The 20,412-nt window shown below is 67.0% G+C and carries 17 protein-coding genes; 11 read left to right on the top strand and 6 right to left on the bottom strand.

What is annotated here, in order from left to right; all coding sequences use genetic code 11:
* Nucleotides 1-26: 26 nt before the first annotated feature.
* On the top strand, nucleotides 27-1,115 hold the full coding sequence (locus tag A2G96_RS28445; protein ID WP_062803491.1) for an extracellular catalytic domain type 1 short-chain-length polyhydroxyalkanoate depolymerase: 1,089 nt from the start codon (nucleotides 27-29) through the stop codon (nucleotides 1,113-1,115).
* An 83-nt stretch (nucleotides 1,116-1,198) separates the two neighbouring features.
* Nucleotides 1,199-2,026: an aminoglycoside 3-N-acetyltransferase gene (aac(3), locus tag A2G96_RS28440; RefSeq protein WP_062803490.1), complete on the top strand. Its 828-nt coding sequence runs from the start codon at nucleotides 1,199-1,201 to the stop codon at nucleotides 2,024-2,026.
* Nucleotides 2,027-2,091: 65 nt separating this feature from the next.
* On the opposite strand, the gene A2G96_RS28435 is transcribed toward aac(3), so the two are convergent.
* Nucleotides 2,092-3,402, bottom strand: coding sequence for an MFS transporter (locus A2G96_RS28435; RefSeq protein WP_062803489.1), 1,311 nt, complete (start codon nucleotides 3,400-3,402; stop codon nucleotides 2,092-2,094).
* A 333-nt stretch (nucleotides 3,403-3,735) separates the two neighbouring features.
* On the opposite strand from A2G96_RS28435, the gene A2G96_RS28430 reads away from it, so the two are divergent.
* Nucleotides 3,736-7,695, top strand: a complete 3,960-nt coding sequence (locus tag A2G96_RS28430) for a DUF748 domain-containing protein (RefSeq protein WP_062803488.1) — start codon at nucleotides 3,736-3,738, stop codon at nucleotides 7,693-7,695.
* A 106-nt stretch (nucleotides 7,696-7,801) separates the two neighbouring features.
* The gene (locus A2G96_RS28425) at nucleotides 7,802-7,999 is read left to right on the top strand and encodes a rubredoxin (protein ID WP_018008339.1); all 198 of its coding nucleotides are present in this window, start codon (nucleotides 7,802-7,804) and stop codon (nucleotides 7,997-7,999) included.
* 15 nt (nucleotides 8,000-8,014) lie between these two features.
* Here A2G96_RS28425 and A2G96_RS28420 read toward each other — a convergent pair whose 3' ends face one another.
* The 3 genes from A2G96_RS28420 to A2G96_RS28415 all read right to left on the bottom strand — a co-directional run bounded on the left by A2G96_RS28420 (nucleotide 8,015) and on the right by A2G96_RS28415 (nucleotide 9,903).
* On the bottom strand, nucleotides 8,015-9,334 hold the full coding sequence (locus tag A2G96_RS28420) for a Fic family protein (protein ID WP_231909679.1): 1,320 nt from the start codon (nucleotides 9,332-9,334) through the stop codon (nucleotides 8,015-8,017).
* Between the two features lie 178 nt (nucleotides 9,335-9,512).
* Nucleotides 9,513-9,677 (bottom strand): hypothetical protein, encoded by a 165-nt coding sequence (locus A2G96_RS33940; RefSeq protein WP_167354403.1) that lies wholly within the window; start codon nucleotides 9,675-9,677, stop codon nucleotides 9,513-9,515.
* 46 nt (nucleotides 9,678-9,723) lie between these two features.
* A complete protein-coding gene (locus A2G96_RS28415) occupies nucleotides 9,724-9,903 on the bottom strand; it encodes a hypothetical protein (protein ID WP_041228702.1) in 180 nt (59 codons plus the stop codon).
* Nucleotides 9,904-10,186: 283 nt separating this feature from the next.
* Here A2G96_RS28415 and A2G96_RS28410 point away from each other — a divergent pair, with 283 nt between their 5' ends.
* The 6 genes from A2G96_RS28410 (at nucleotide 10,187) to A2G96_RS28385 (ending at nucleotide 15,809) form a co-directional block, all read left to right on the top strand.
* A complete protein-coding gene (locus A2G96_RS28410; RefSeq protein WP_062803486.1) occupies nucleotides 10,187-10,690 on the top strand; it encodes a hypothetical protein in 504 nt (167 codons plus the stop codon).
* Between the two features lie 216 nt (nucleotides 10,691-10,906).
* Nucleotides 10,907-12,265: a cytochrome c oxidase subunit II gene (locus A2G96_RS28405; protein ID WP_062803485.1), complete on the top strand. Its 1,359-nt coding sequence runs from the start codon at nucleotides 10,907-10,909 to the stop codon at nucleotides 12,263-12,265.
* 10 nt (nucleotides 12,266-12,275) lie between these two features.
* Nucleotides 12,276-14,033 (top strand): cytochrome c oxidase subunit I, encoded by a 1,758-nt coding sequence (gene ctaD / locus A2G96_RS28400; RefSeq protein ID WP_062803484.1) that lies wholly within the window; start codon nucleotides 12,276-12,278, stop codon nucleotides 14,031-14,033.
* Nucleotides 14,030-14,677 carry a cytochrome c oxidase subunit 3 family protein gene (locus A2G96_RS28395; protein ID WP_062803483.1) on the top strand — a complete coding sequence of 216 codons (648 nt, stop codon included), beginning with the start codon at nucleotides 14,030-14,032 and terminating at the stop codon, nucleotides 14,675-14,677. The genes ctaD and A2G96_RS28395 overlap by 4 nt, the downstream gene beginning before the upstream one ends.
* A 23-nt stretch (nucleotides 14,678-14,700) precedes the next feature.
* Entirely contained in the window at nucleotides 14,701-15,426 is a 726-nt protein-coding gene (locus A2G96_RS28390; protein ID WP_062803482.1) for a heme-copper oxidase subunit III family protein, read from the top strand.
* Nucleotides 15,427-15,434: 8 nt separating this feature from the next.
* The gene (locus A2G96_RS28385) at nucleotides 15,435-15,809 is read left to right on the top strand and encodes a cytochrome C oxidase subunit IV family protein (protein ID WP_062803481.1); all 375 of its coding nucleotides are present in this window, start codon (nucleotides 15,435-15,437) and stop codon (nucleotides 15,807-15,809) included.
* 68 nt (nucleotides 15,810-15,877) lie between these two features.
* Here A2G96_RS28385 and A2G96_RS28380 read toward each other — a convergent pair whose 3' ends face one another.
* On the bottom strand, nucleotides 15,878-17,305 hold the full coding sequence (locus A2G96_RS28380; RefSeq protein ID WP_062803480.1) for an NAD-dependent succinate-semialdehyde dehydrogenase: 1,428 nt from the start codon (nucleotides 17,303-17,305) through the stop codon (nucleotides 15,878-15,880).
* A 121-nt stretch (nucleotides 17,306-17,426) separates the two neighbouring features.
* On the bottom strand, nucleotides 17,427-18,215 hold the full coding sequence (locus tag A2G96_RS28375; RefSeq protein ID WP_062803479.1) for an MHYT domain-containing protein: 789 nt from the start codon (nucleotides 18,213-18,215) through the stop codon (nucleotides 17,427-17,429).
* Between the two features lie 278 nt (nucleotides 18,216-18,493).
* Here A2G96_RS28375 and A2G96_RS28370 point away from each other — a divergent pair, with 278 nt between their 5' ends.
* Nucleotides 18,494-19,984 carry an MATE family efflux transporter gene (locus A2G96_RS28370; protein WP_062803478.1) on the top strand — a complete coding sequence of 497 codons (1,491 nt, stop codon included), beginning with the start codon at nucleotides 18,494-18,496 and terminating at the stop codon, nucleotides 19,982-19,984.
* The last annotated feature ends 428 nt before the right edge of the window (nucleotides 19,985-20,412 follow it).

Genomic DNA, 20,412 nt, shown 5'->3' with positions numbered 1-20,412 from the left:
GGAGATTCCGTCACACAGGAGTCCTCATGACGAAAAGCCTTGCAGCAGACTGGCATGCCCGCATGCGGCGTTTGAGCCGCGTGCAGAACCGCACCGAGGCCCAGGTGAAATCCTGGCTCCGGCGCATGGATTCGCTGAATCCGCTCACACCGACGCGCCTGCCCGACCCGCCCCGGCCCGCCCGACCCGCGCGTCCGGTCGCCGATCCCGGCATCCTGCCCGGCACCTGGCAGGCGCACCGGCTGCGCCTGGCACCCATGCCGGGCGAACTGGTGCCGCAACTGTCTTATCACCTCTACATCCCGTCGAAGGTCCATCGCGGACCGCTGCCTGTAGTAGTGGTGCTGCACGGCTGTCGCCAGACGCCGGATGACCTGGCTGCGGGCACGCGCCTGAATGCACTGGCCGAACGCGAAGGCTTTATCGTCGCCTACCCGCAACAGCCGTTGCGCCGCCAGGTGCAGCGCTGCTGGCAGTGGTTCGACCTGGGCGCGGCCGACGGCGGACGCGAGGCCCAGGCGGTGGCCGCATTGGTCGACGCGCTGGCGGCACGCCATGACGTATGCGAGCGCGAGATCTACCTGGCCGGCATGTCCGCCGGCGCGGCCATGGCCGCGGTGGTGGCACTGCGCTACCCGGACAAGGTGGCCGCCGTGGCGCTCCATTCCGGCGTGGTCATCGGCGCCGCCGCCAACCCGCGCGCCGGCCTGCGCGCCATGCAGGAAGGCTCCGAGGCCGAGCCCGCCTGGCTGCTCGATGCCGCCGGCGTAACGCCGGGCGGCCCCGAGATGCCCGCACTGGTGATCCACGGCCTGGCCGACGAAGCGGTGCATCCGGTCAACGGCCGCCTGCTGGCGCGGCAGTTCCTCGCCTACAACGGCCTGGAAGACCGCCTCGCCGGCCGCCCCGCGCGCTTCGATCCGGAAGGCGACATGCCGGGCCGCTCGCATGAATACCGCTTCGGGCGCTGGCACCGTGACCTGGTGACGCTGGTCGAGGTGGAGGGTTTGGGGCATGCGTGGAGCGGCGGCGACGACCGCTACAGCTACCACAGTGAAATCGGGCCGGATGCGAGTGGGATGATGTGGGGGTTTTTGAGGCAGTATCGGCGGTGAGGCGCAGTGCGTGGTAGACGCCTGCGTCTGTGCCTGCGGATACTCGCCCGGCGTCGCACCGATCGGCACATGGAAAGCAAAACATGCGAAGCCAAACCACAATCACCTGCGAACTTCGCTCGCTCGGAGTCAATGCCGGCGACCTTGTGATGGTGCATGCCTCGCTAAAGGCCATAGGGCCTATCGAGGGAGGCGCTGTTGGTCTTGTGGCAGCACTTCGCGACGCCGTTGGCACGGAAGGCACGCTGCTAGGTTATGCCTCCTGGGATCGGTCTCCCTACGACGAGACGCTGCATGGTGCGAAGATGGATGATCAGCAGCGGCGCAACTGGCCGCCTTTCGATCCTGCAACGGCAGGCACGTATCGCGGCTTCGGTTTGCTCAACCATTACCTCGCCACATCCCCGGGTGCCTTGCGAAGCGGACATCCTGACGCTTCCATGGTCGCGCTCGGGCCGCGCGCAAGATTCCTGATCGAGCCACATCGGCTTGGTGAAGCCTTTGGCAATGGCTCTCCAATCGAGCGCTTTGTTAACGAGGGTGGCAAAGTGCTGCTGCTTGGCGCTGGTCTCGATGCTCTGACCGTCCTGCACTACGCCGAGGCCATTGCGGAGATCCCCGGCAAGCGCCGCGTCACCTATGAGATGCCCCTGCAAGGCGCGGACGGGCAGACCGTGTGGGAGGCCGTAGAGGACTTTGACTCGAACGGGATTCTGGATTGCTTTGCCATCGAAGGGCAGCCGGACGGGGTAGAAACCATCGCCAGGGCCTATGTGCCCTTAGGCCGGCACACCCAAGGCCAGGTGGGGTGTGCCCACTGCTATCTGTTCGACGCCCGGGATATCGTGGCGTTCGGCGTGAGCTACCTGGAACAGCGCTATTTCGCGCCGTCCGCGAAACCGGGACGCTGATCGAATCCCGGTTTCACTACCAAAAGGGCGTCTGCCCTCCCGCTGTATCTGCCGAGATCGTCCTATTACCCCCGCCCCCTCTCCTTCACAAACAACGCCGTCACCATCCCCACCACACACAGCGCCACCACATAATGCGCCGGCGCCAGCGGATCGTTCTTCAACATCAGCGTCACCACCATCGGCGTCAGGCCGCCGAAGATCGCATAGGACACGTTGTAGGAGAACGATAGCCCCGAGAACCGCACCTGCGCCGGGAACGCGTTGACCAGCACGAACGGCACCGCGCCGATGGTGCCGACCAGGAAGCCCGCGAGCGCGTATAGCGGCAGCAGCAGGTCGGGGCGGGTGAAGATGGTGGTGTAGAACGCGTAGGCGCAGACTGCCAGCAGCAGGCCGCCGAAGAACAGCGTGCGGCGTGCGCCGATGCGGTCGGCCAGCGCGCCGGAGACGATGCAGCCGACGGTCAGGCACAGCGTGGCGACGCTGTTGGCGACCAGCGCGGTGCGGGCGTCGAAGCCGTACAGCTTCTGCAGGAAGGTCGGGGTCATCAGGATTACCACCACGATGCCGGCCGACAGCATCCAGGTCAGCAGCATCGATACCGCGACGCTGCCGCCGTGGTCGCGCATCACTGACTTCAGCGGCATTTCTGCTGCCAGCGCCTTGCGTTGCTGCAGTTCGGCAAAGACCGGGGTCTCGTGCAGCCAGCGCCGCAGGTACATCGAGGCGATGCCGAACACGCCGCCGATCAGGAAGGGCACGCGCCAGCCGTAGTCGGCCAGCTCGGCCGGGGTGAAGACGGTGTTGATGCCGGTTGCCACCAGCGAGCCGAGCAGGATACCGGCGGTCAGCCCCGCGGTCAGGGTGCCGCAGGCGTAGCCGACATGGCGCGCCGGCACGTGCTCGGAGACGAAGACCCAGGCGCCCGGCACTTCGCCGCCGACGGCCGCGCCCTGCAGGATGCGCAGCACCAGCAGCAGCACCGGCGCGGCCAGTCCGATCGACTGGTAGGTCGGCATCAGGCCCATCAGCAGCGTGGGCACGGACATCAGCAGGATCGACAGCGTGAACATCTTCTTGCGGCCGAGCAGGTCGCCGAAGTGCGCCATGATGATGCCTCCCAGCGGCCGCGCCAGGTAGCCGGCGGCGAAGATGCCGAAGGTCTGCAGCTGGCGCAGCCAGTCTGGCACCGACGGCGGGAAGAACAGCTGGCCGATCACCGTCGCGAAGAACACGAAGATGATGAAGTCGTAGAATTCGAGCGCGCCGCCCAGGGCGGCAAGGGAAAGCGTCTTGTAATCCTGGCCGGTAAGGGCGCGCGCGCCGGCGTGCGGCGTGCCGGCACCCGCGGCGGTACTGCTGGTGGTAGACATGGAATGGACTCGCATGGAAGAGAACGCATGCGAAGCGCACAGCACGGAATAACGTGATGGGTGTGGCCGGAGGGTACAGCGCGGGAGAGGCAGGCACGGCGCGGCGGGTAAGCCACAGGCTTGCGACGGAACGCTTCGCAAAGGACGTAAAGATACCAGATCGGCGCACGCGCCGTTGAGCGGTCAAGGCCGGCCGCGGACCGGCGACCGGGTCTGGTCGGGGCGATTTCTTTGCTTTGTATGAAACCGTTGCCATAATGTCGAAAAATGTGAAATCCGGGGCACAAAGCAGCGTGTAACGCCGGATTGCGGGGTCGGAATTTCTGGAACGTCATGGCATTCAAGCAATCCATCCAGGCGGCGGCCACTGTGGCTGCCACGCCGCGCGGCCGGCTGGCCGTGCGCATTGCGGGCGGCGTGGCGGCGGCGCTGGCGGTGTTCGGGCTGGCGGGGTATTTCGGCGGCCCGCCGCTGATCAAGTACCTGGTCGAAAAGAACGCGACCGAGGCGCTCGGGCGCAAGGTCACGCTGGGGCAGGCCCATGTGCGGCCGTTCGAGCTGGCGGCCACGCTGACCGACCTGACCATCTACGAGCGCGACGGCAAGACCCCGGCGCTGACGCTGGGCGAGGCGCAGGCCAATACCTCGCTGGCCTCGCTCTGGCACCTGGCGCCGGTGGTGGACAATCTGCATGTCGACCGCCTGGCGGTGCACGTGGTGCGCGGCGCCGACGGCCGCATGAGCTTTGCCGATGTGCAGGAGAAGTTCGCGGCGCTGCCGCCCAGGCCGGCCGATGCCAAGCCGGCGCGCTTCTCGGTCAACAACATCGCGGTGACCGGCAGCAGCCTGCGCTATGACGACAAGCTGCTCGATACCACCCTGCGCGTCGACAACCTGACGCTGACGCTGCCGTTCCTGTCCAACCTGCCGCACGACGTCGAGATCGTGACCCGGCCCACGCTGAGCGCGCAGGTCAACGGCACGCCGCTGGCGCTGGATGGCGAAGTGCTGCCTTTCGCCGATTCGCGCCAGACCCGGCTCAACATCAACCTCGACGGGCTCGAGGTGGCGCGGATGATGGCGTTCGCGCCGCCGTTGCGCGATGCCGAGGTCAAGTCCGGCAAGCTCGATACGCGGCTGACGGTGGCGTTCCGCCAGCAAAAGGACACGCAGGAGATGGTGGTGCTGGGCACCGCCGCGCTGCGCGAAGCCGACGTCCGCACGCGCGCCGGCCAGCCGCTGATCCGCAGCGGCAAGCTGGTGGTAGATATCGCCAGGCTGGAGCCGCTGGCGCACCGCGCGCAGCTGCGCAGCGTCGAGATCGACGGGCTGGCGGTGGAGGCGGCACGGCGCGCGGATGGCTCGCTGAACCTGGCCACGGCATTCCTGCCGCAGGCGGTGAGCCGGTCCACCGATGGCGTGGCGCCGGCACCGGCGCCGGCCTCGGCTCCGGCTGCTGCGTCGGCGGGCCCGGCCGCGCCCGCAGCCCCCGCGACGGCCGCCGCCAAGGAAGTGCCGTGGCGCTATGCGGTCGACCGCATCGTCGTCAGGCAGGCCCGGGTGGGATTCGAAGACGCGCTGGCGCCATCGGGCCCGGGCAAGCTCGCGCTCGGGCCGCTCGATGCCGAGATCAAGGGCTTTGCCGGCACCGATGGCGACAAGCCCGTGCGCGTCGAGGCCACGCTGACCGTGGCCGACGGCCAGACCCTGCACCACAGCGGCGACCTGCTGCTGCGCGACGGCTCGATGGCCGGCACGCTGGAAACCACCGGCTTGCGCCCGCAGGGGTTTGCCGCCTGGTGGCCGCGCGAGCTGCGCAGCCAGTTCGGCGCCACCGCGGTCAATGCCGAACTGCATTACCGCATGGCGTGGGGCGCTCCGCAGTTCCAGTTCGTGCTGGAAAAATCGCGTCTGGAACTGGCGCCGCTCTATGTCGCCACGCGTGACCCGGTGGTGATGCCGGCGGCCGCGGCAACGCGCGCCAGCGCAGCCGATGCGCATGTCGCGGACAAGACACAGGGCGCCGGCCGCCGCACGCGCGATCGCACCGCCACCCGCAGCAGTGACCGGGATGGCGCCGCGCTGCCGCTGTTGCAGGCGCAGAAGCTGGTGCTCGACGATATCCAGTTCGACCTCGCCAAACAGACCTTCGCCACCAGCCAGGTTACGCTGGCGCAGCCGCAGATCGCCGCCACGCGCGACCATCGCGGCGAGCTGATCGAGATGGCGCGGCTGTGGGCGAACGAATCCGCGCAGCAGGCACGCGCCGCGCCGCGGCGCACGGCCAGCGCTAACGGAGCCAACGGCGGTGGCTGGAAGGCCAATATCGGCAAGGTCGTGGTCGAAGGCGGCAGCGCCCGCCTCGCTGACTACCAGCCGGCGCAGGCCAACCGCGGCCGCCCGGTGATCCACCAGTTCCGCAATATCGGCCTGAGCACCGGCGCGGTCGCCTGGCCGCTGACGCCGGCAGCGGTGCCGGTCAAGCTGCATGCCGAATCCGGCCGCCGTGGCGTGATCGGCATCGATGGCACGGTGTTGCCGGCGCTGCCGGCGAGCCGCCTGCAGCTGGACCTGCGCCAGGTCGACGTGAGCCCGCTCCAGCCTTACCTGGCCGACCGCTTCAACGCCGCGCTGCGCAGCGGCACGCTCACGGTCAAGGGCCGGCTCAATGTCGATGCGCCGGCCGGCAAGCCGCTCGCCGCGCATTTCAACGGCAATGTGCAGGCCGGCAATGTGCGCACGGTGGACCGCGTCAGCGGCGACGACTTCCTGCGCTGGCGCTCGCTGGCGGTGTCGGGCATCGACTTCGCGATGGACGAGCGCAAGGGGCCGATGCGCGTCAGCCTGGGCAATATCGCACTGTCCGATTTCTATGCCCGCGTGATCCTGAATGCCAACGGCCGCCTGAACCTGCAGGACGTGATGGCAGGCGGCGCGGAGAAGGGCGAGGCGGCGCCATCCACCAGCCTGACTCAGGCCAACCCGGCCTCGGCGCCGGCCGCGCCGCCGGTGCAGGCCGGCGACACGCGCACCGCGGAGGTCGAGCAGAAGCCGGGCGGGCCCAAGCCGCAGATCCGCATCGGCGGGGTCTCGGTCGACAAGGGCAACATCAATTTCTCGGACTTCTTCGTCAAGCCCAACTACACCGCCAACCTGACCGGCATGAAGGGCTCGGTGTCCAAGGTATCGTCGGGCGACCCCACCCCCGCCGACCTGGTGCTGGACGGCCGCATCGACGACGATGCGCCGGTCAATATCAGCGGCAAGCTCAATCCGCTGGGCGAGCAGCTGTTCCTCGACATTGCCGCCAAGGCTGCGGGCGTCGAGCTGACGCGGCTCACGCCGTATGCCGCCAAGTACGCGGGCTACCCGATCACCAAGGGCAAGCTGACCGTGGACGTGGCCTACAAGATCGAGAACGGCAAGCTCGATGCGCGCAACCACCTGTTCCTCGACCAGCTTACCTTCGGCGAGCGCGTCGACAGCCCCGATGCGACCAAGCTGCCGGTGCTGCTGGCGGTGTCGCTGCTCAAGGACCGCAATGGCGTGATCGATGTGAACCTGCCGGTGTCGGGCTCTCTGTCGGATCCGGAGTTCAGCATCGGCGGCGTGATCGTACGCGTGATCGTCAACCTGCTGACCAAGGCGATCACCTCGCCGTTCTCGCTGATCGCTTCGGCCTTCGGCGGCAGCGGCGAGGAGCTGGGCTATGTCGAGTTCGCGCCCGGCACCGCCACGCTGACGCCGGCGGCGAAGGACAAGATCGCCAAGCTGGGCCAGGCGCTCAATGACCGGCCCTCGCTGCGGCTGGAAATCAGCGGCCGCATCGATCCCGCCACCGATGAAGCCGGCGCGCGCCGCGCCTGGCTGGATGCGCGCGTGGCCGAGCAGAAGCGGCGCGACCTGCGCGACAACGCGCAGGCCGGTGCCGAAGCCGGCGACGACGAGGCCGGCGAGCAGGGCGCCGAGGTCAAGGTGTCGAAGGCGGAGTATCCCAAGTACCTTGAGCAGGTCTACAAGCGCACCTCGATGAAGAAGCCGCGCAACTTCGTCGGCTTCGCCAAGACCCTGCCGCCCGAGGAGATGGAGAAGCTGCTGATGGCCAATGCCACCGTGACCGAGGCCGACCTCAAGCGCCTGGCCGAGCAGCGTGCGCTGGTGGTCAAGCAGTCGCTCGAACGCGAGGGCAAGGTGCCCGAGAGCCGGCTGTTCCTGACCGCGCCCAAGCTCAGCGCCGAGGGCATCAAGGACAAGGGCACGCCCAACCGCGTGGACTTTTCCATCCGCGGCTAGCGCGGGTGGCGGCGCCGCACCGCGCGGCGCCGCCACGGGCCCTGACGGGAAAACCGGTATGATTCGGCCCGGACAATCCGTTCCATCGCCGAATCAGGAGTGAATTTTGCAGCAGGAGCCAATGGAAGCCGCCGTCGCCTACAAGACGTGGGTGTGCGTGATCTGCGGCTGGGTGTACGACGAAGAGCAGGGCTGGCCGGAAGACGGCATCGCCCCCGGCACGCGTTGGGAGGACATCCCCGATGACTGGCGCTGCCCGGAATGCGACGTCGGCAAGGGCGAATTCGCGATGATCGAGCTGTAACGCTGCAGGCACTTCTCAGGAGTTGGAAGGGGCAGCCACCTGGTTTGCCTTCCACGCTGCGAGTTCCGAAGGGCGCAATCCGTAGCGGGCCAGTACGCCCTCATGCAACCGTCGGAGCTCTTCTATGATCAGCGCTTGCACGTTGTCACGATCGACCTCCGGCACTTTAGCCAGGACGGCCTGCCGAATAACGGCCAGCGCATCCTGATCGGGATGAAGCACGACGTCCCGTATTGATTGTTTGATCACATCACGCCAGGCAAGGCGGAGGGGATCAGGCTCCGCCAGGTCCTGCTTGATGGCCACGTACTCCTGGGTTGAGCGTTCGTAGGCCCAAACGAAGACATCGCGCAGCAATTCGACGCGGGTCATCTCGTACACGCCAAGGATGGCGCGACTATAAGCTGGCTCCGGTACATCCAGGAAAGTCAGGGGGCAGAGGTTCGCACGGAACAGCGGCAGATTGGCAATGAGGCGCGAGGTGCGTTTGTTGACGTCCGCAAATGGTTGCAGGTATGGCAGGTGCACCAGCACGAAGAACGACTGTTCGAAAGGATCATCGATCTGATCCGCTTTCCCGAGCAGGACCTCTAGTGCCTCCTCAATTTGCTGTGGTGCTGACAGGGGCCGGTAAACACTTTGGCCAATGTCCACGACATGCTGTCGGATCCGGCCTTCATCGGCTGGGTTGGGTAGCAGGTTCTCCGACAACGCGCTATGCAGGTTCAGCAAGGTATAGCGGTCGAAACCTACCGTACCGATGTTCTCCACCAGCAGTTCGATGGCTGTCTTGTGGTTGAGGATCATCTGGGTTTCGATGGCCGCTTTGCCTTGCGCCGCCTTCCCGTGCTCGATCAACTTACGGGTGTCGAGGCGGGAATAGGTATTGCCCTCCAAATGACTCGATGCCCATGACAGGTCGATCAGCAGCCGGTTCAGGATGGCCCTGCTGTAGGTTCCGGCGGGCGCATCAGCTTGCGCCGTCTTGCCCATCTTGTGCAACTGACGCCGAAGCGATTCCGAAAGGTATCGCGTGACGTTGGGCTGATAGGCGTCAAGGAAGTCGCGTTGATAGCCCACGGGCTTGCGTGCTTCCGGAGGCTGATCGATATACGTCGCGATGTCGCGGCTGTCGGCCGAAAGTGGAATGTAATCCGGGAAGCGGTCTCGCTCGGGTAAGGGTGCAGAAGCTTCTGTCATGCCCGCTCTGAAATAACGACGTGCGCGCCCTTCGCCGCTTGCTGTGACCTGTCCGTCCTCGATCCATTGGCTGATCCAGCGTTGGGCAGTCCGCCGTGGAACGTCGGGATGCTGGGCGAGCAACTCGGCGAGCATCAACCCGCCAGAGGCGTTCCTGAGGCTCTCAAGGAGGGAATGGGCGGTCGACATAGGGGCGTGGCGCAGTTCGCTTGAGCGGTGGCGCGATTGTGGCGCAGTTTTATAAACTGCGCCACAAACTGCGCCAGAAATGGCGCAGTTTTGTCAACCAAGTGATCCAGGGGATACGTGACTTTCAGCCGTGCCTACGCGGCACCTGCCGGCACAGCCCCGCGCGCTGCCGCTGCACCGCGCACCGCCGATACCGCATCCGGTACGGATGACTGCAGCGCCACAGCGCGCGCAACACGGTAATGCACAGCAACGCCGCCATGATGGCGGCAAGCAGGCCGATCGACATAGCGGGCCCTCCTCCCACTACGTGTGAACCGGACTCCCGGCGGGAGTCAGATCAGCAGCGGTAGTGCCTCCAGCACCAGCACCGCGACCAGTGCGCCGATCAGCGCGCCCATGGTGCGGCAACTGATGCGCAGGAACTTGGCGGTCACCGGGATCGAGCCCATGGCGATCACGCCCACCAGCGCCATCGGAATCAGGAATACAAGATCATGCGCGGTGAAGTGCATGGCGGTCTCCTGTCTCTCTCTTTTGTGATTCCAGTATAGGCAGTGTGTGCGGTATGGACGGTGTGCGCATCGGGATTGTCCCGGATGCGGCGCTTGCGCTTGTGCGCGCAGGTATCCGGGGCCGCACTTGCCTCGGGCGGCCGTTGCGTGACGTACGCAATCCGAGTCTTTTTTCGGCTGGTCGCCCCTGAAGCGCCAAACGCGTGTCCTATGCTGAGCAGAGACGCGGGGCGTGTTTCCCCTTTCGTGCGATGCCCCGCCGACGAGAGAGACGGAGGTGGCTATGGAACTTCACATGCAATCGCACCACTACGTGCGACGCCTGCCGGACTGGACCGCGGCAGCGGTGTCCGGGCTGGCGGCGGGCGCGTTGCTGCTGGTGCTGGAACTGTTCTGGTCGTCGATGGTGTCGGGCGTTAACCCCTGGGTGGCCACGCGCATGATCGCGGCGATCGTGATGGGGCCGGAGGTGCTGCAGACCTCGCTGTTCAGCGTCGGCACGGTGGCCGCGGCACTGGTGATCCACTTCGTGCTGGGCGCGGTGCTCGGCATGATCCTCGCGTTGATCCTGGCGCCGTTCACGCTTGATTCCAGCTTGGGCCTGGCGATGCTGGCGGGCGCGGTGTTCGGGGTGCTGGTCTACGTCTTCAATTTCTATGTGATGACGCGGGCGTTCCCATGGTTTGTCGAGGTGCGCGGCTGGCATACCTTCGTCGGCCACCTGATCTTCGGCATCGCGGCGGCGGCGTGCTACTGGAAGCTGGAAAGCAAGGACGTCTCGCACTGAGCGCGAGCCGGCCGGCACACCGGACCGGCACACCGCAGCAGCGGCGGCGGGGAACCACGGGTTCCCGCCGCCGCTTTTTTCTTGTGCGGCGCACTTGTGCAGCGCGACACCAATGCTGCGGCGTGTCGCCTTGCAGTGACCTGACGGCATGCACTAGTCTTATCTCTACCTGCGTGACTTGCGCATCCCTCGCCGCGCGCGAGGAGGAGGGTGGATATGGCGATGGCCATCGCACTCGTCGTCATGGTTGCCGCATCGGTGCTCTTTCATTTCCTGAGCCCGTGGTGGGCAACGCCGCTGGCGTCCAACTGGAAACAGATGGACGACACGCTGACCATTACCCTCGTCATCACCGGCATCTTCTTTATCGGCATCAACCTGTTCGTCGGCTACATCGTCTGGCGCTTTCGCCATGATGCGCCGCATCCCAACGGCGGCAGCGGCCACCGCGCGTCCTACCACCCCGAGAACAGCCGGCTCGAACTGTGGCTGATCGGCGGCACCACGCTGGGCGTGATCCTGCTGCTGGCGCCGGGGTTGTTCGTCTACGCCGACTACGTGCGCCCGCCGCGCGAGGCGATGGTGATGGAGGTGGTCGGCCAGCAATGGTCGTGGGCGTTCCGCTTTCCCGGCAAGAGCGGGCAGCTGGGCGCGTCGGACGCGCGCTTCGTCACCGGCGCCAATCCGCTCGGGCTGGACCCGGACGATCCGCGCGGACTCGACAACATCGTCATCGTCGGCCCGGAGGTGCATTTGCCGCTGAACCAGCCGGTCAAGGTGCTGCTGCGCTCCAAGGACGTGCTGCATGACTTCTACGTGCCGCCGTTCCGCGCGCGCATGAACATGGTGCCGGGCATGGTGACGTCGTTCTGGTTCACGCCGACGCAGGCAGGTCGCTTCGACATCCTGTGCGCGCAGCTGTGCGGCGTCGGGCATTACAACATGCGCGGCACGGTGGTGGTGGAAGAACCGGCCGCGTTCCAGGCGTGGCTCGCAAAGCAGCAGACCTTCGCCATGACGCTGGCGAAGGCGGCGGCGCCTCCAGCGGCGATGGGCGCGGCAGCGCCCGGTGCTGCGGGTGCGGCCGGCACCGTCGAGAAGGGCCGCGCGCTGGCGCAGAGCAAGGGCTGCGTCGGCTGCCACAGCATCGACGGCAATCCGGGCGTGGGGCCGACCTGGAAAGGCCTGTACGGCAAGACCGAGAGCTTTGCCGACGGCACTAGCGCCAAGGTGGACGATGCCTTCCTGCACAAGGAGATTGCGGACCCGCATGCGCGCCTGGTCAAGGGCTACGGCCCGGTGATGCCCAAGGTGCCGATCAGCGACGACGAGATCGCGGCGCTGACCGCGTATATCAAGTCGGTCGGCAGCGGCGCGGCGGACGCCGGCATGGTAGCGCCGGTGGCGCCGGCCGACGTGCCGCCCGGAGCGGCCGCCACCACCAGCGCCGCGACCACGGCAGCGGCCGGATCGGCAGCGCCCGCGGCGACGGCCGGCGCGGCGTCCGGCAGCTATACGACTTCGACGGCCATCGCGGTGCCGCCTACGGCCGCGCCCGCGCCGCCGCGCCAGTGAGGAGACTTGCATGGCCTACGCCGATGACGCTGCCCATCACGCGCCGCAGAGCTTCTGGACGCGCTATATCTGGAGCCAGGACCACAAGGTCATCGCCGTGCAGTACACCATCGTGGCGATCGTGGTGGGCCTGGTGGGCGTGGCGCTGTCCAACCTGATGCGCATGCAGCTGGGCTTCCCCGGCCGCTTCGAGTTCATCGACGCCAACCGCTACTACCAGTTCGTCACCATGCACGGCATGATCATGGTGATCTACCTGCTGACCGCGCTGTTCCTGGGCGGCTTCGGCAACTACCTGATCCCGCTGATGGTGGGGGCGCGCGACATGGTGTTCCCCTTCCTCAACATGCTCAGCTTCTGGGTCTACCTGCTGTCGGTGATCGTGCTGCTGGCCAGCTTCTTCGTGCCGGGCGGGCCCACCGGCGCGGGCTGGACGCTATACCCGCCGCAGGCCATCCTGCCCGGCACGCCGGGGCATGACTGGGGCATCATCCTGATGCTGGTATCGCTGGCGATCTTCATCGTCGCGGCGACGATGGGCGGGCTCAACTACGTCACCACCGTGCTGCAGGCGCGCACCGAGGGCATGACGCTGCTGCGCATGCCGCTGTCGGTGTGGGGCATCTTCATGGCGACGATCCTGGCGCTGCTGGCGTTCCCGGCGCTGTTCGTGTCGGCGGTGATGATGCTGCTCGACAAGACCATGGGCACCAGCTTCTTCATGCCGGCGATGGTGTCGATGGGCCAGCAGCTGCAGTACAAGGGCGGCAGCCCGCTGCTGTTCCAGCACCTGTTCTGGTTCTTCGGCCACCCCGAGGTCTATATCGTCGCGCTGCCGGCCTTCGGCATCGTCTCGGACCTGATCAGCGTGCATTCGCGCAAGAGCATCTTCGGCTACCGCACCATGGTCTGGGCGATCCTGGCGATCGGCGTGCTGTCGGTGGTGGTGTGGGCGCACCATATGTTCGTCAGCGGCATGAACCCGTACTTCGGCTTCTTCTTCGCCACCACCACGCTGATCATCGCGATCCCGACCGCGATCAAGGTCTACAACTGGGTCATCACGCTGTGGCGCGGCGATATCCACTTCACCGTGCCGATGCTGTTCGCGATCGCCTTCATCAGCACCTTCATCATCGGCGGGCTGACCGGGCTGTTCCTGGGCAATGTCAGCGTCGACATCCCGCTGTCGAACACCTACTTCGTGGTGGCGCACTTCCACATGGTGATGGGCGTGTCGCCGATCCTGGTGGTGTTCGGCGGGCTCTACCACTGGTATCCCAAGGTGACCGGGCGGATGCTGAACGACACCATGGGCAGCATCCACTTCTGGGTGACCTTCGTCGGTACCTATGCCATCTTCTTTCCGATGCACTACCTGGGCGTGCTGGGGATGCCGCGGCGCTACTACGCCTGGGAGAACTACGCCTTTATCCCGGAATCGGCGCATGTTATGAACATGTATATCTCGGTAGCGGCGTTCGTCGTCGCCACGGCGCAGCTGCTCTTTGTCTACAACCTGTTCTGGAGCCTGCGGCACGGGCGCAAGGCCGACGGCAACCCGTGGCGCGCGGCCTCGCTGGAATGGCAGACGCCGCAGACCCCGCCCGCGCACGGCAACTGGGGCCCGCACCTGCCGGTGGTGTACCGCTGGGCCTATGCCTACAGCGTGCCCGGCGCGCGCGAGGACTTTATCGCGCAGAACGCGCCGCCCGAAGAAGGCGGATCCGAGCCCGAACCGCACGCCAGCCGTGGAGCCGTAGCATGAACGCCGACGCCGTCTACAAGGTCAGCCGCGACGACTTCGGCGGCAACCCGTCCGGCGAGAACGCCGCCAACCGCCATCCGCAGCGCCGCGCGCCGGCCAGCATCGGCCTGTGGGTGTTCATGGGCGTGGTCACGTCGCTGTTCGCGCTGTTCCTGACCGCCTACGCGCTGCGCATGGACAGCCCGGACTGGCACCGCATCGCGCTGCCGTGGCAGGTATGGCTGTCGACCGCGCTGCTGGCCGCGGGCAGCGTGGCGATGGCGGTGGCCGCGCGCGCGGCGGGCCGGGGCGAGATGGCCGCGGCCAGGCGTGCGTTGCGCCTGGGCGGGCTGGGGGCTGCCGCGTTCGTCGCGTCGCAGCTGTGGGCGTGGCAGGCGCTGGGCGCGATGCAGGTGATGCCGGCGGGCAATCCGGCCGGCAGCTTCTTCTACCTGCTGACCGCGATGCACGGGCTGCACGTGCTGGGCGGCCTGGCCGGCTGGGGCTTTGCCATGTCGGCGCGCGGCAGCGGCGAGGCCGCGGTGCTGCGCCTGCGGCTGTGTGCGCGCTACTGGCATTTCCTGCTGGCGGTGTGGGCGGTGCTGCTGGCGGCGCTGGGATGGCTCACGCCCGAACTGGTGCGCTATATCTGCGGCACGGCCTAGCGCCGTCGGCAAGGAGGACCGGCATGTCCACGCAACTGTCTTCACCATCGGCCGCCCCCGCGGTGGCGCCCGCGGCGCCCGCGGCGCCCGCGACCCCGGTCGGCGGCGTGCGCGGCATGCTGGCCGACTGGTCGTCGGACCAGCAGGCCTTCAAGGTGTCGTGGGGCAAGGCCATGATGTGGATCTTCCTGCTGTCCGACACCTTCGTCTTCAGCTGCTTCCTGACCGGCTACATGACCGTGCGCATGTCGACCACGGTGCCGTGGCCCAACCCGAGCGAGGTGTTCGCGCTGCATGTAGGCGGCGCCGACATCCCGCTGCTGCTGATCGCGATCATGACCTTCGTGCTGATTACCAGCAGCGGCACCATGGCGATGGCGGTCAACTTCGCCTACCGGCGCGCGCGGCGCGAATGCGCGACGCTGATGTTCGTCACCGCGGCGTTCGGCGCGCTGTTCGTCGGCATGCAGGCGTTCGAATGGACCAAGCTGATCGTCGACGAGGGCGTGCGGCCCTGGGGCAACCCGATGGGCGCGGCGCAGTTCGGCTCGACCTTCTTCATGATCACGGGCTTCCACGGCCTGCACGTGTCGTGTGGCGTGATCTACCTGCTGGTGGTGGCCATGCGCGTGCTGCGCGGGCGCTACGAGGCCACCGGCAACTACCAGATCGTCGAGATCGCCGGCCTGTACTGGCACTTCGTCGACCTGGTGTGGGTGTTTATCTTTGCGCTGTTCTATCTCTGGTGAGGGTGGCCATGGCATCGAACCCTGCAACCCCCGCGGCGCCGGCAACGCCCGCGCATGCCACGGGCGCGGACGCCGCGCACCACGGCCAGCAGCATCCGATCGGGCTGTACCTGAAGATCTGGCTGCTGCTGTTCGTGCTGTCCGCGCTATCCTACATGGTCGACTACTTCCATGTCAGCGGCTACCTGCGCTGGGCCCTGATCCTGCTGTTCATGGGGCTGAAGGCGGGTCTGATCGTGGCGGTGTTCATGCACATGGCATGGGAGCGCATGGCGCTGATCTGCGCCATCCTGATCCCGCCGCTATGCCTGCTGGTGCTGGTCTGGCTGATGGCGGAAGAAGCGAATCATACGTTCGTGACGCGCGGCCTCTTCTTCCGCTGACGGGGAGGCGCCGCCGGCCTCGGGGAGGGCGCCGGCGGCAGGCCGCCCTGCAGAGCGCCCCGGGGTGCTCAGACCTGGGTGATGAACTTGGTCACTAGGTAGCCATCGAAAGTCTCCATGCCGCCTTCGCTGCCGATGCCCGAATCCTTGATGCCGCCGAACGGGGTCTCGGCCAGCGCCATGCCGAAGTGGTTGATGTTGACCATGCCGGCTTCGAGGCCGTTGGACACTTCGGTCGCGGTCTTCAGCGAGTTGGTGAACACATACGACGCCAGGCCGTATGGCAGGCTGTTGGCGCGGCGCAGCACTTCGGCGGTGTCCTTGAAGCGCGTCACCGGCGCCACCGGGCCGAACGGTTCGTCGGTCATCAGGCGCGCGTCGTCGGGCAGGTCGGTGACCACGGTGGGCGCGAAGAAGTAGCCCTTGTCACCAAGGCGCGAGCCGCCCGCCACCACCTTGCCGCCGCGCTGGCTGGCATCGTCCAGGAACTGCTCCATCGACAGCACGCGGCGCTCGTGCGCCAGCGGGCCCATCTGGGTGCCGTCTTCCAGGCCGTTGCCGACCTTGATCGAGCCGATCACCTCGGTAAAGCGCGCCAGGAAACGGTCATAGGCCTTCTCCTGGACGTAGAAGCGGGTGGGCGACACGCACACCTGGCCGGCATTGCGCAGCTTGAAGCGCGCCAGCATCTCGGCTGCCGGGTCGATATCGGCATCGTCGAACACCAGCACCGGCGAATGCCCGCCCAGCTCCATGGTCACGCGCTTCATGTGCGCGCCGGCCAGCGCCGCCAGCTGCTTGCCCACCGGCACCGAGCCGGTGAACGAGATCTTGCGCACGATCGGCGATTCGATCAGGTAGGTCGAGACCTCGGCCGGCACGCCCCAGACGATGTTGAGCACGCCCGGCGGCAGGCCGGCATCGTGGAACAGCTGCGCCAGCGCCACCACCGCGCTGGGCGAGTCCTCGGGGCCCTTCAGGATCAGCGTGCAGCCCGCGCCCACCGCGGCGACGATCTTGCGGATGGCCTGGTTGAAGGGGAAGTTCCACGGCGTGAACGCGGCGCACACGCCGATCGGCTCGCGCACCACCAGCTGGCGCACATTGGGCTGGCGCGGCGGGATCACGCGGCCGTAGATGCGGCGGCATTCCTCGGCGTGCCAGTCGGCGTGCTCGGCGCAGACCATGATCTCGCCGACCGCCTCGGCCAGCGGCTTGCCCTGGTCCAGCGTGATATTGCGGCCGATGTCGCGGGCGCGCTCGCGCGCCAGTTCGCCGACACGGCGCAGGATCTTGCCGCGCTCCAGCGGCGAGGTCTTCTTCCAGCTTTCGAAGGCGCGCTGCGCGGCGGCCAGGGCGCGGTCCAGGTCGGCGCACGTGGCGTGCGGCAGCTGGCCCAGCACTTCCTGCGTGGCCGGATTGATGACCTCCTGCTCGCGCCGGTCGCCTCCCTTGATGAATTCTCCGTCGATATAGAGGGCGAGATCCTGGTACATGCGTGTTCTCCTGGTGGGCGGTGAAAGCGCAAGCTTAACCCGGCCGCCGCGTTCATGCAGCGCGCCGGGTGAGTGCCCAGCAGAAATGTGCGGGAATGGCCCCGCCGGGAGAGCGTTGGACTCAGGCCGTGTCGCGCGTCCTTGCCACCGCCAGTGCATCCGCGCCGCTGCGGGTGGCCTCCACCACCAGGATCACCAGCAGCGTGATCAGGCTGAGCCCGAACACAGCATAGCCGATGCTGTCGCCCTCGATCGCAAACAGGCTGGGCGCATAGGTCGGGCTGGTGCAAATCATGGTGCCGGCCGACATGCCGGTGTAGTGCATGCCGCAGACCGCCACCCCCATCACCACGGCCGCGGCCAGCTGCTTGCCGCCGGTCTTCACCGTGATCGCCAGCCACAGTGCCACCACCGACACCACCACGGCGATCACCACCGACAGCCCGATGATGGCGAGATCCCAGTCGAAGCGGGTATTGGAGCGGATCGCCGCCATGCCGGTGTAGTGCATTGCCACCACGCCCAGCCCGGTCAGCACGCCGCCCTGGACCACGTTGGCGCTGCGGCTGCCGCGCGGGCGCGACGCAATCGCCAGGCCGGCCCCGGCCAGCACCATCACCACCAGCAGCGAGGCCAGCGTGGTGAACAGCCCGAACTCGCGATGGGTCGGGGTCTGGTAGGCCACCATGCCGATGAAATGCATCGACCAGACCGCGCCGCCGCCCAGCGCCACGCTGGCGCACAGCAGCCGGTCGACGTCCAGGCGCCCGTCGGGCAGGCGCACCCGGCGCGACCAGCGCAGGCCGACATAGGCGCCGCACACCGAGATCAGGAACGACAGGCCCACCATCGGCCAGTCATAGGCATACGGCACCAGGGCGCCGGCAACAGGCTCGAAACCGACAAACATGACCCCACCTCCTTGTTTTGACTGCGACGGAAGGCGCTCGCGCATGCCGGATCCATCCGGATAAGCCCGGATGACCCCGTCCGGCAGCCGGCCCGGGACGCGCTGGTCCCAGCCGGAGTATGCGGCGGCGGCCATCGGCCGGAAATAACTCATTCAGGTAAAAAGCCGGGCGAGGCGCCGCGGCCGGCCGGCGCTGGCGGCGGTGCGGATGCCGCGGCATGCTTGTAGGCCCCCGGAGGCAGGAATAGACTGGCCGGATTTCCGCCGCGCGACACCCCATGAAGCCCGATGCCAGACTGACCACCGGCCCGATCGGCCGGACCCTGCTGCTGTTCTCGCTGCCGGTGCTCGGCAGCAACATCCTGCAGTCGCTGAACGCCTCGATCAATTCGGTCTGGGTCGGGCGCTTCCTGGGCGAGGCCGCGCTGACCGCCACCTCCAACGCCAACATCATCCTGTTCTTCCTGCTGGGCGTGGTGTTCGGCATCAGCATGGCCAACACCATCATGATCGGCCAGGCCGTCGGCGCGCGCGATGTCGACGAGGCGCGCCGCGTGGTCGGCACCAGCACCACCTTCTTCGTCGCGCTGTCGGTGCTGGCTTCGGCGCTCGGCTATTTCTACACCCCCGACATCCTGGCGGCGATGCGGACCCCGCCCGATGCCGCGCCGCTGGCGGTGGCCTACCTGCGCATCATCTTCCTGGCGCTGCCGTTCATGTACTTCTACAACTTCGTGATGATGACGCTGCGCGGCGCCGGCGATTCGCGCACGCCGTTCTGGTTCATGCTGCTGTCGGTGGTGCTGGACGTGGTGCTCAACCCGGTGCTGATCTTCGGCGTGGGCCCGATCCCGGCCATGGGCATTGCCGGCTCGGCGCTGGCCACGCTGATCGCCCAGCTGGCGAGCCTGGCGGCGATGATGGCGCTGCTGTACCGGCGCCGGCATTTCCTGCTGCTGCATCGCGGCCAGCTGGCGCTGCTGGTGCCGGACCCGGCAATCCTGCGCGCGCTGGTGGTCAAGGGACTGCCGATGGGCCTGCAGATGGTGGTGATCTCGTCGTCCGCGATCGTGATGATGGCGCTGGTCAACGCCTATGGCTCGCAGACCACCGCCGCCTATGGCGTGGCGTCGCAGCTGTGGACCTATGTGCAGATGCCCGCGCTGGCAGTGGGCGCGAGCGTGTCGTCGATGGTGGCGCAGAACGTCGGCGCCGGGCTGTGGCAGCGCGTGGCGCGCATCACGCGCATGGGGCTGCTGTTCAACGTCGCCATGACCGGCGCGCTGGTGGCGCTGATCTACCTGTTCAACCGCCATTCGCTGGGGCTGTTTCTCGGCACCGACGGGGTCGCCATCGGCATCGCGCAGCATATCAACGTGGTGGTGCTGTGGTCGTTTATCCTGTTCGGCTTCACCATCGTCATCTTCGGCACGGTGCGCGCCACCGGCGCGGTGATGGCGCCGCTGGTGATCCTGTTCCTGTCGATGTGGGTGATCCGGCTGCCGTTCGCCTGGGCGCTGGGCCCGCGCCTCGGCGCCGACGCGATCTGGTGGAGCTTCCCGCTCGGCTCGGTGGTGTCGCTGGCGCTGGCGCTTGGCTACTACCGCTTCGGCAACTGGCGCGGCAGCCGCATCCTGCCCGCCGCGCCGCATCCGGCGCAGGCGGTGGGGCAGGCGCCCGATACCAGCATGGGCACGCCCTGCGAAGATGCGGGCGAGGTCGTCGAGGCGGCGGACAACGCCAGGCCAGCGGCCGAAGCCGCGCGCTGATCGCGCTGCGACTTCCGCATTGAAAGCCTTCCGAAAGATCGATGTGTCATCGTGTCACCGCTGACACTCCTTCCCAGCACGCGCGTGGCCTGCCGCCAGGGCATCGGCACGCGTCTTTGCGGCCGCGCCCTGCATTGATGCCAGGGCGCGCGCCGTCTTGTTTGGCCTGACGTTCCAGTCGACTTTCCCTTCGGATTCCTTGCGTCCAAATACATCACAACGTGATGTATTTGCGCGTGCCTTATCGCCGGATTTGCCTTGTTTTCAGGGGTTATTGGTGAATACCCCTAAAACAGGACAAATGAAAGGCACCTGAAAGATCACGTCTCTAAGGTTCGGGTCAACCGTCGGGGAGCCTGTCCGCTTGCATGGCTATTGCACCTGAGCCGGTGCGCCCCCGGCATGGCATTTCTTGAACTTTGAGGAGA

The sequence above is a fragment of the Cupriavidus nantongensis genome (assembly GCF_001598055.1).
GTDB lineage: Bacteria > Pseudomonadota > Gammaproteobacteria > Burkholderiales > Burkholderiaceae > Cupriavidus > Cupriavidus nantongensis.
Note: the sequence above shows the minus strand (reverse complement) of the source record. Positions and strands in the feature narration are given on the sequence as shown.

Excerpts from the sequence above, each read along its gene's own strand:
- A2G96_RS28405 (WP_062803485.1), top strand. The coding sequence starts at position 10,907 with ATGGCGATGGCCATCGCACTCGTCGTCATGGTTGCCGCATCGGTGCTC.
- A2G96_RS28370 (WP_062803478.1), top strand. The coding sequence starts at position 18,494 with ATGAAGCCCGATGCCAGACTGACCACCGGCCCGATCGGCCGGACCCTG.
- A2G96_RS28390 (WP_062803482.1), top strand. The coding sequence starts at position 14,701 with ATGTCCACGCAACTGTCTTCACCATCGGCCGCCCCCGCGGTGGCGCCC.
- A2G96_RS28415 (WP_041228702.1), bottom strand. The coding sequence starts at position 9,903 with ATGCACTTCACCGCGCATGATCTTGTATTCCTGATTCCGATGGCGCTG.
- ctaD (WP_062803484.1), top strand. The coding sequence starts at position 12,276 with ATGGCCTACGCCGATGACGCTGCCCATCACGCGCCGCAGAGCTTCTGG.
- A2G96_RS28395 (WP_062803483.1), top strand. The coding sequence starts at position 14,030 with ATGAACGCCGACGCCGTCTACAAGGTCAGCCGCGACGACTTCGGCGGC.
- A2G96_RS33940 (WP_167354403.1), bottom strand. The coding sequence starts at position 9,677 with ATGTCGATCGGCCTGCTTGCCGCCATCATGGCGGCGTTGCTGTGCATT.
- A2G96_RS28445 (WP_062803491.1), top strand. The coding sequence starts at position 27 with ATGACGAAAAGCCTTGCAGCAGACTGGCATGCCCGCATGCGGCGTTTG.
- A2G96_RS28410 (WP_062803486.1), top strand. The coding sequence starts at position 10,187 with ATGGAACTTCACATGCAATCGCACCACTACGTGCGACGCCTGCCGGAC.
- A2G96_RS28375 (WP_062803479.1), bottom strand. The coding sequence starts at position 18,215 with ATGTTTGTCGGTTTCGAGCCTGTTGCCGGCGCCCTGGTGCCGTATGCC.
- A2G96_RS28385 (WP_062803481.1), top strand. The coding sequence starts at position 15,435 with ATGGCATCGAACCCTGCAACCCCCGCGGCGCCGGCAACGCCCGCGCAT.
- A2G96_RS28380 (WP_062803480.1), bottom strand. The coding sequence starts at position 17,305 with ATGTACCAGGATCTCGCCCTCTATATCGACGGAGAATTCATCAAGGGA.
- A2G96_RS28435 (WP_062803489.1), bottom strand. The coding sequence starts at position 3,402 with ATGTCTACCACCAGCAGTACCGCCGCGGGTGCCGGCACGCCGCACGCC.
- A2G96_RS28430 (WP_062803488.1), top strand. The coding sequence starts at position 3,736 with ATGGCATTCAAGCAATCCATCCAGGCGGCGGCCACTGTGGCTGCCACG.
- A2G96_RS28420 (WP_231909679.1), bottom strand. The coding sequence starts at position 9,334 with ATGCTCGCCGAGTTGCTCGCCCAGCATCCCGACGTTCCACGGCGGACT.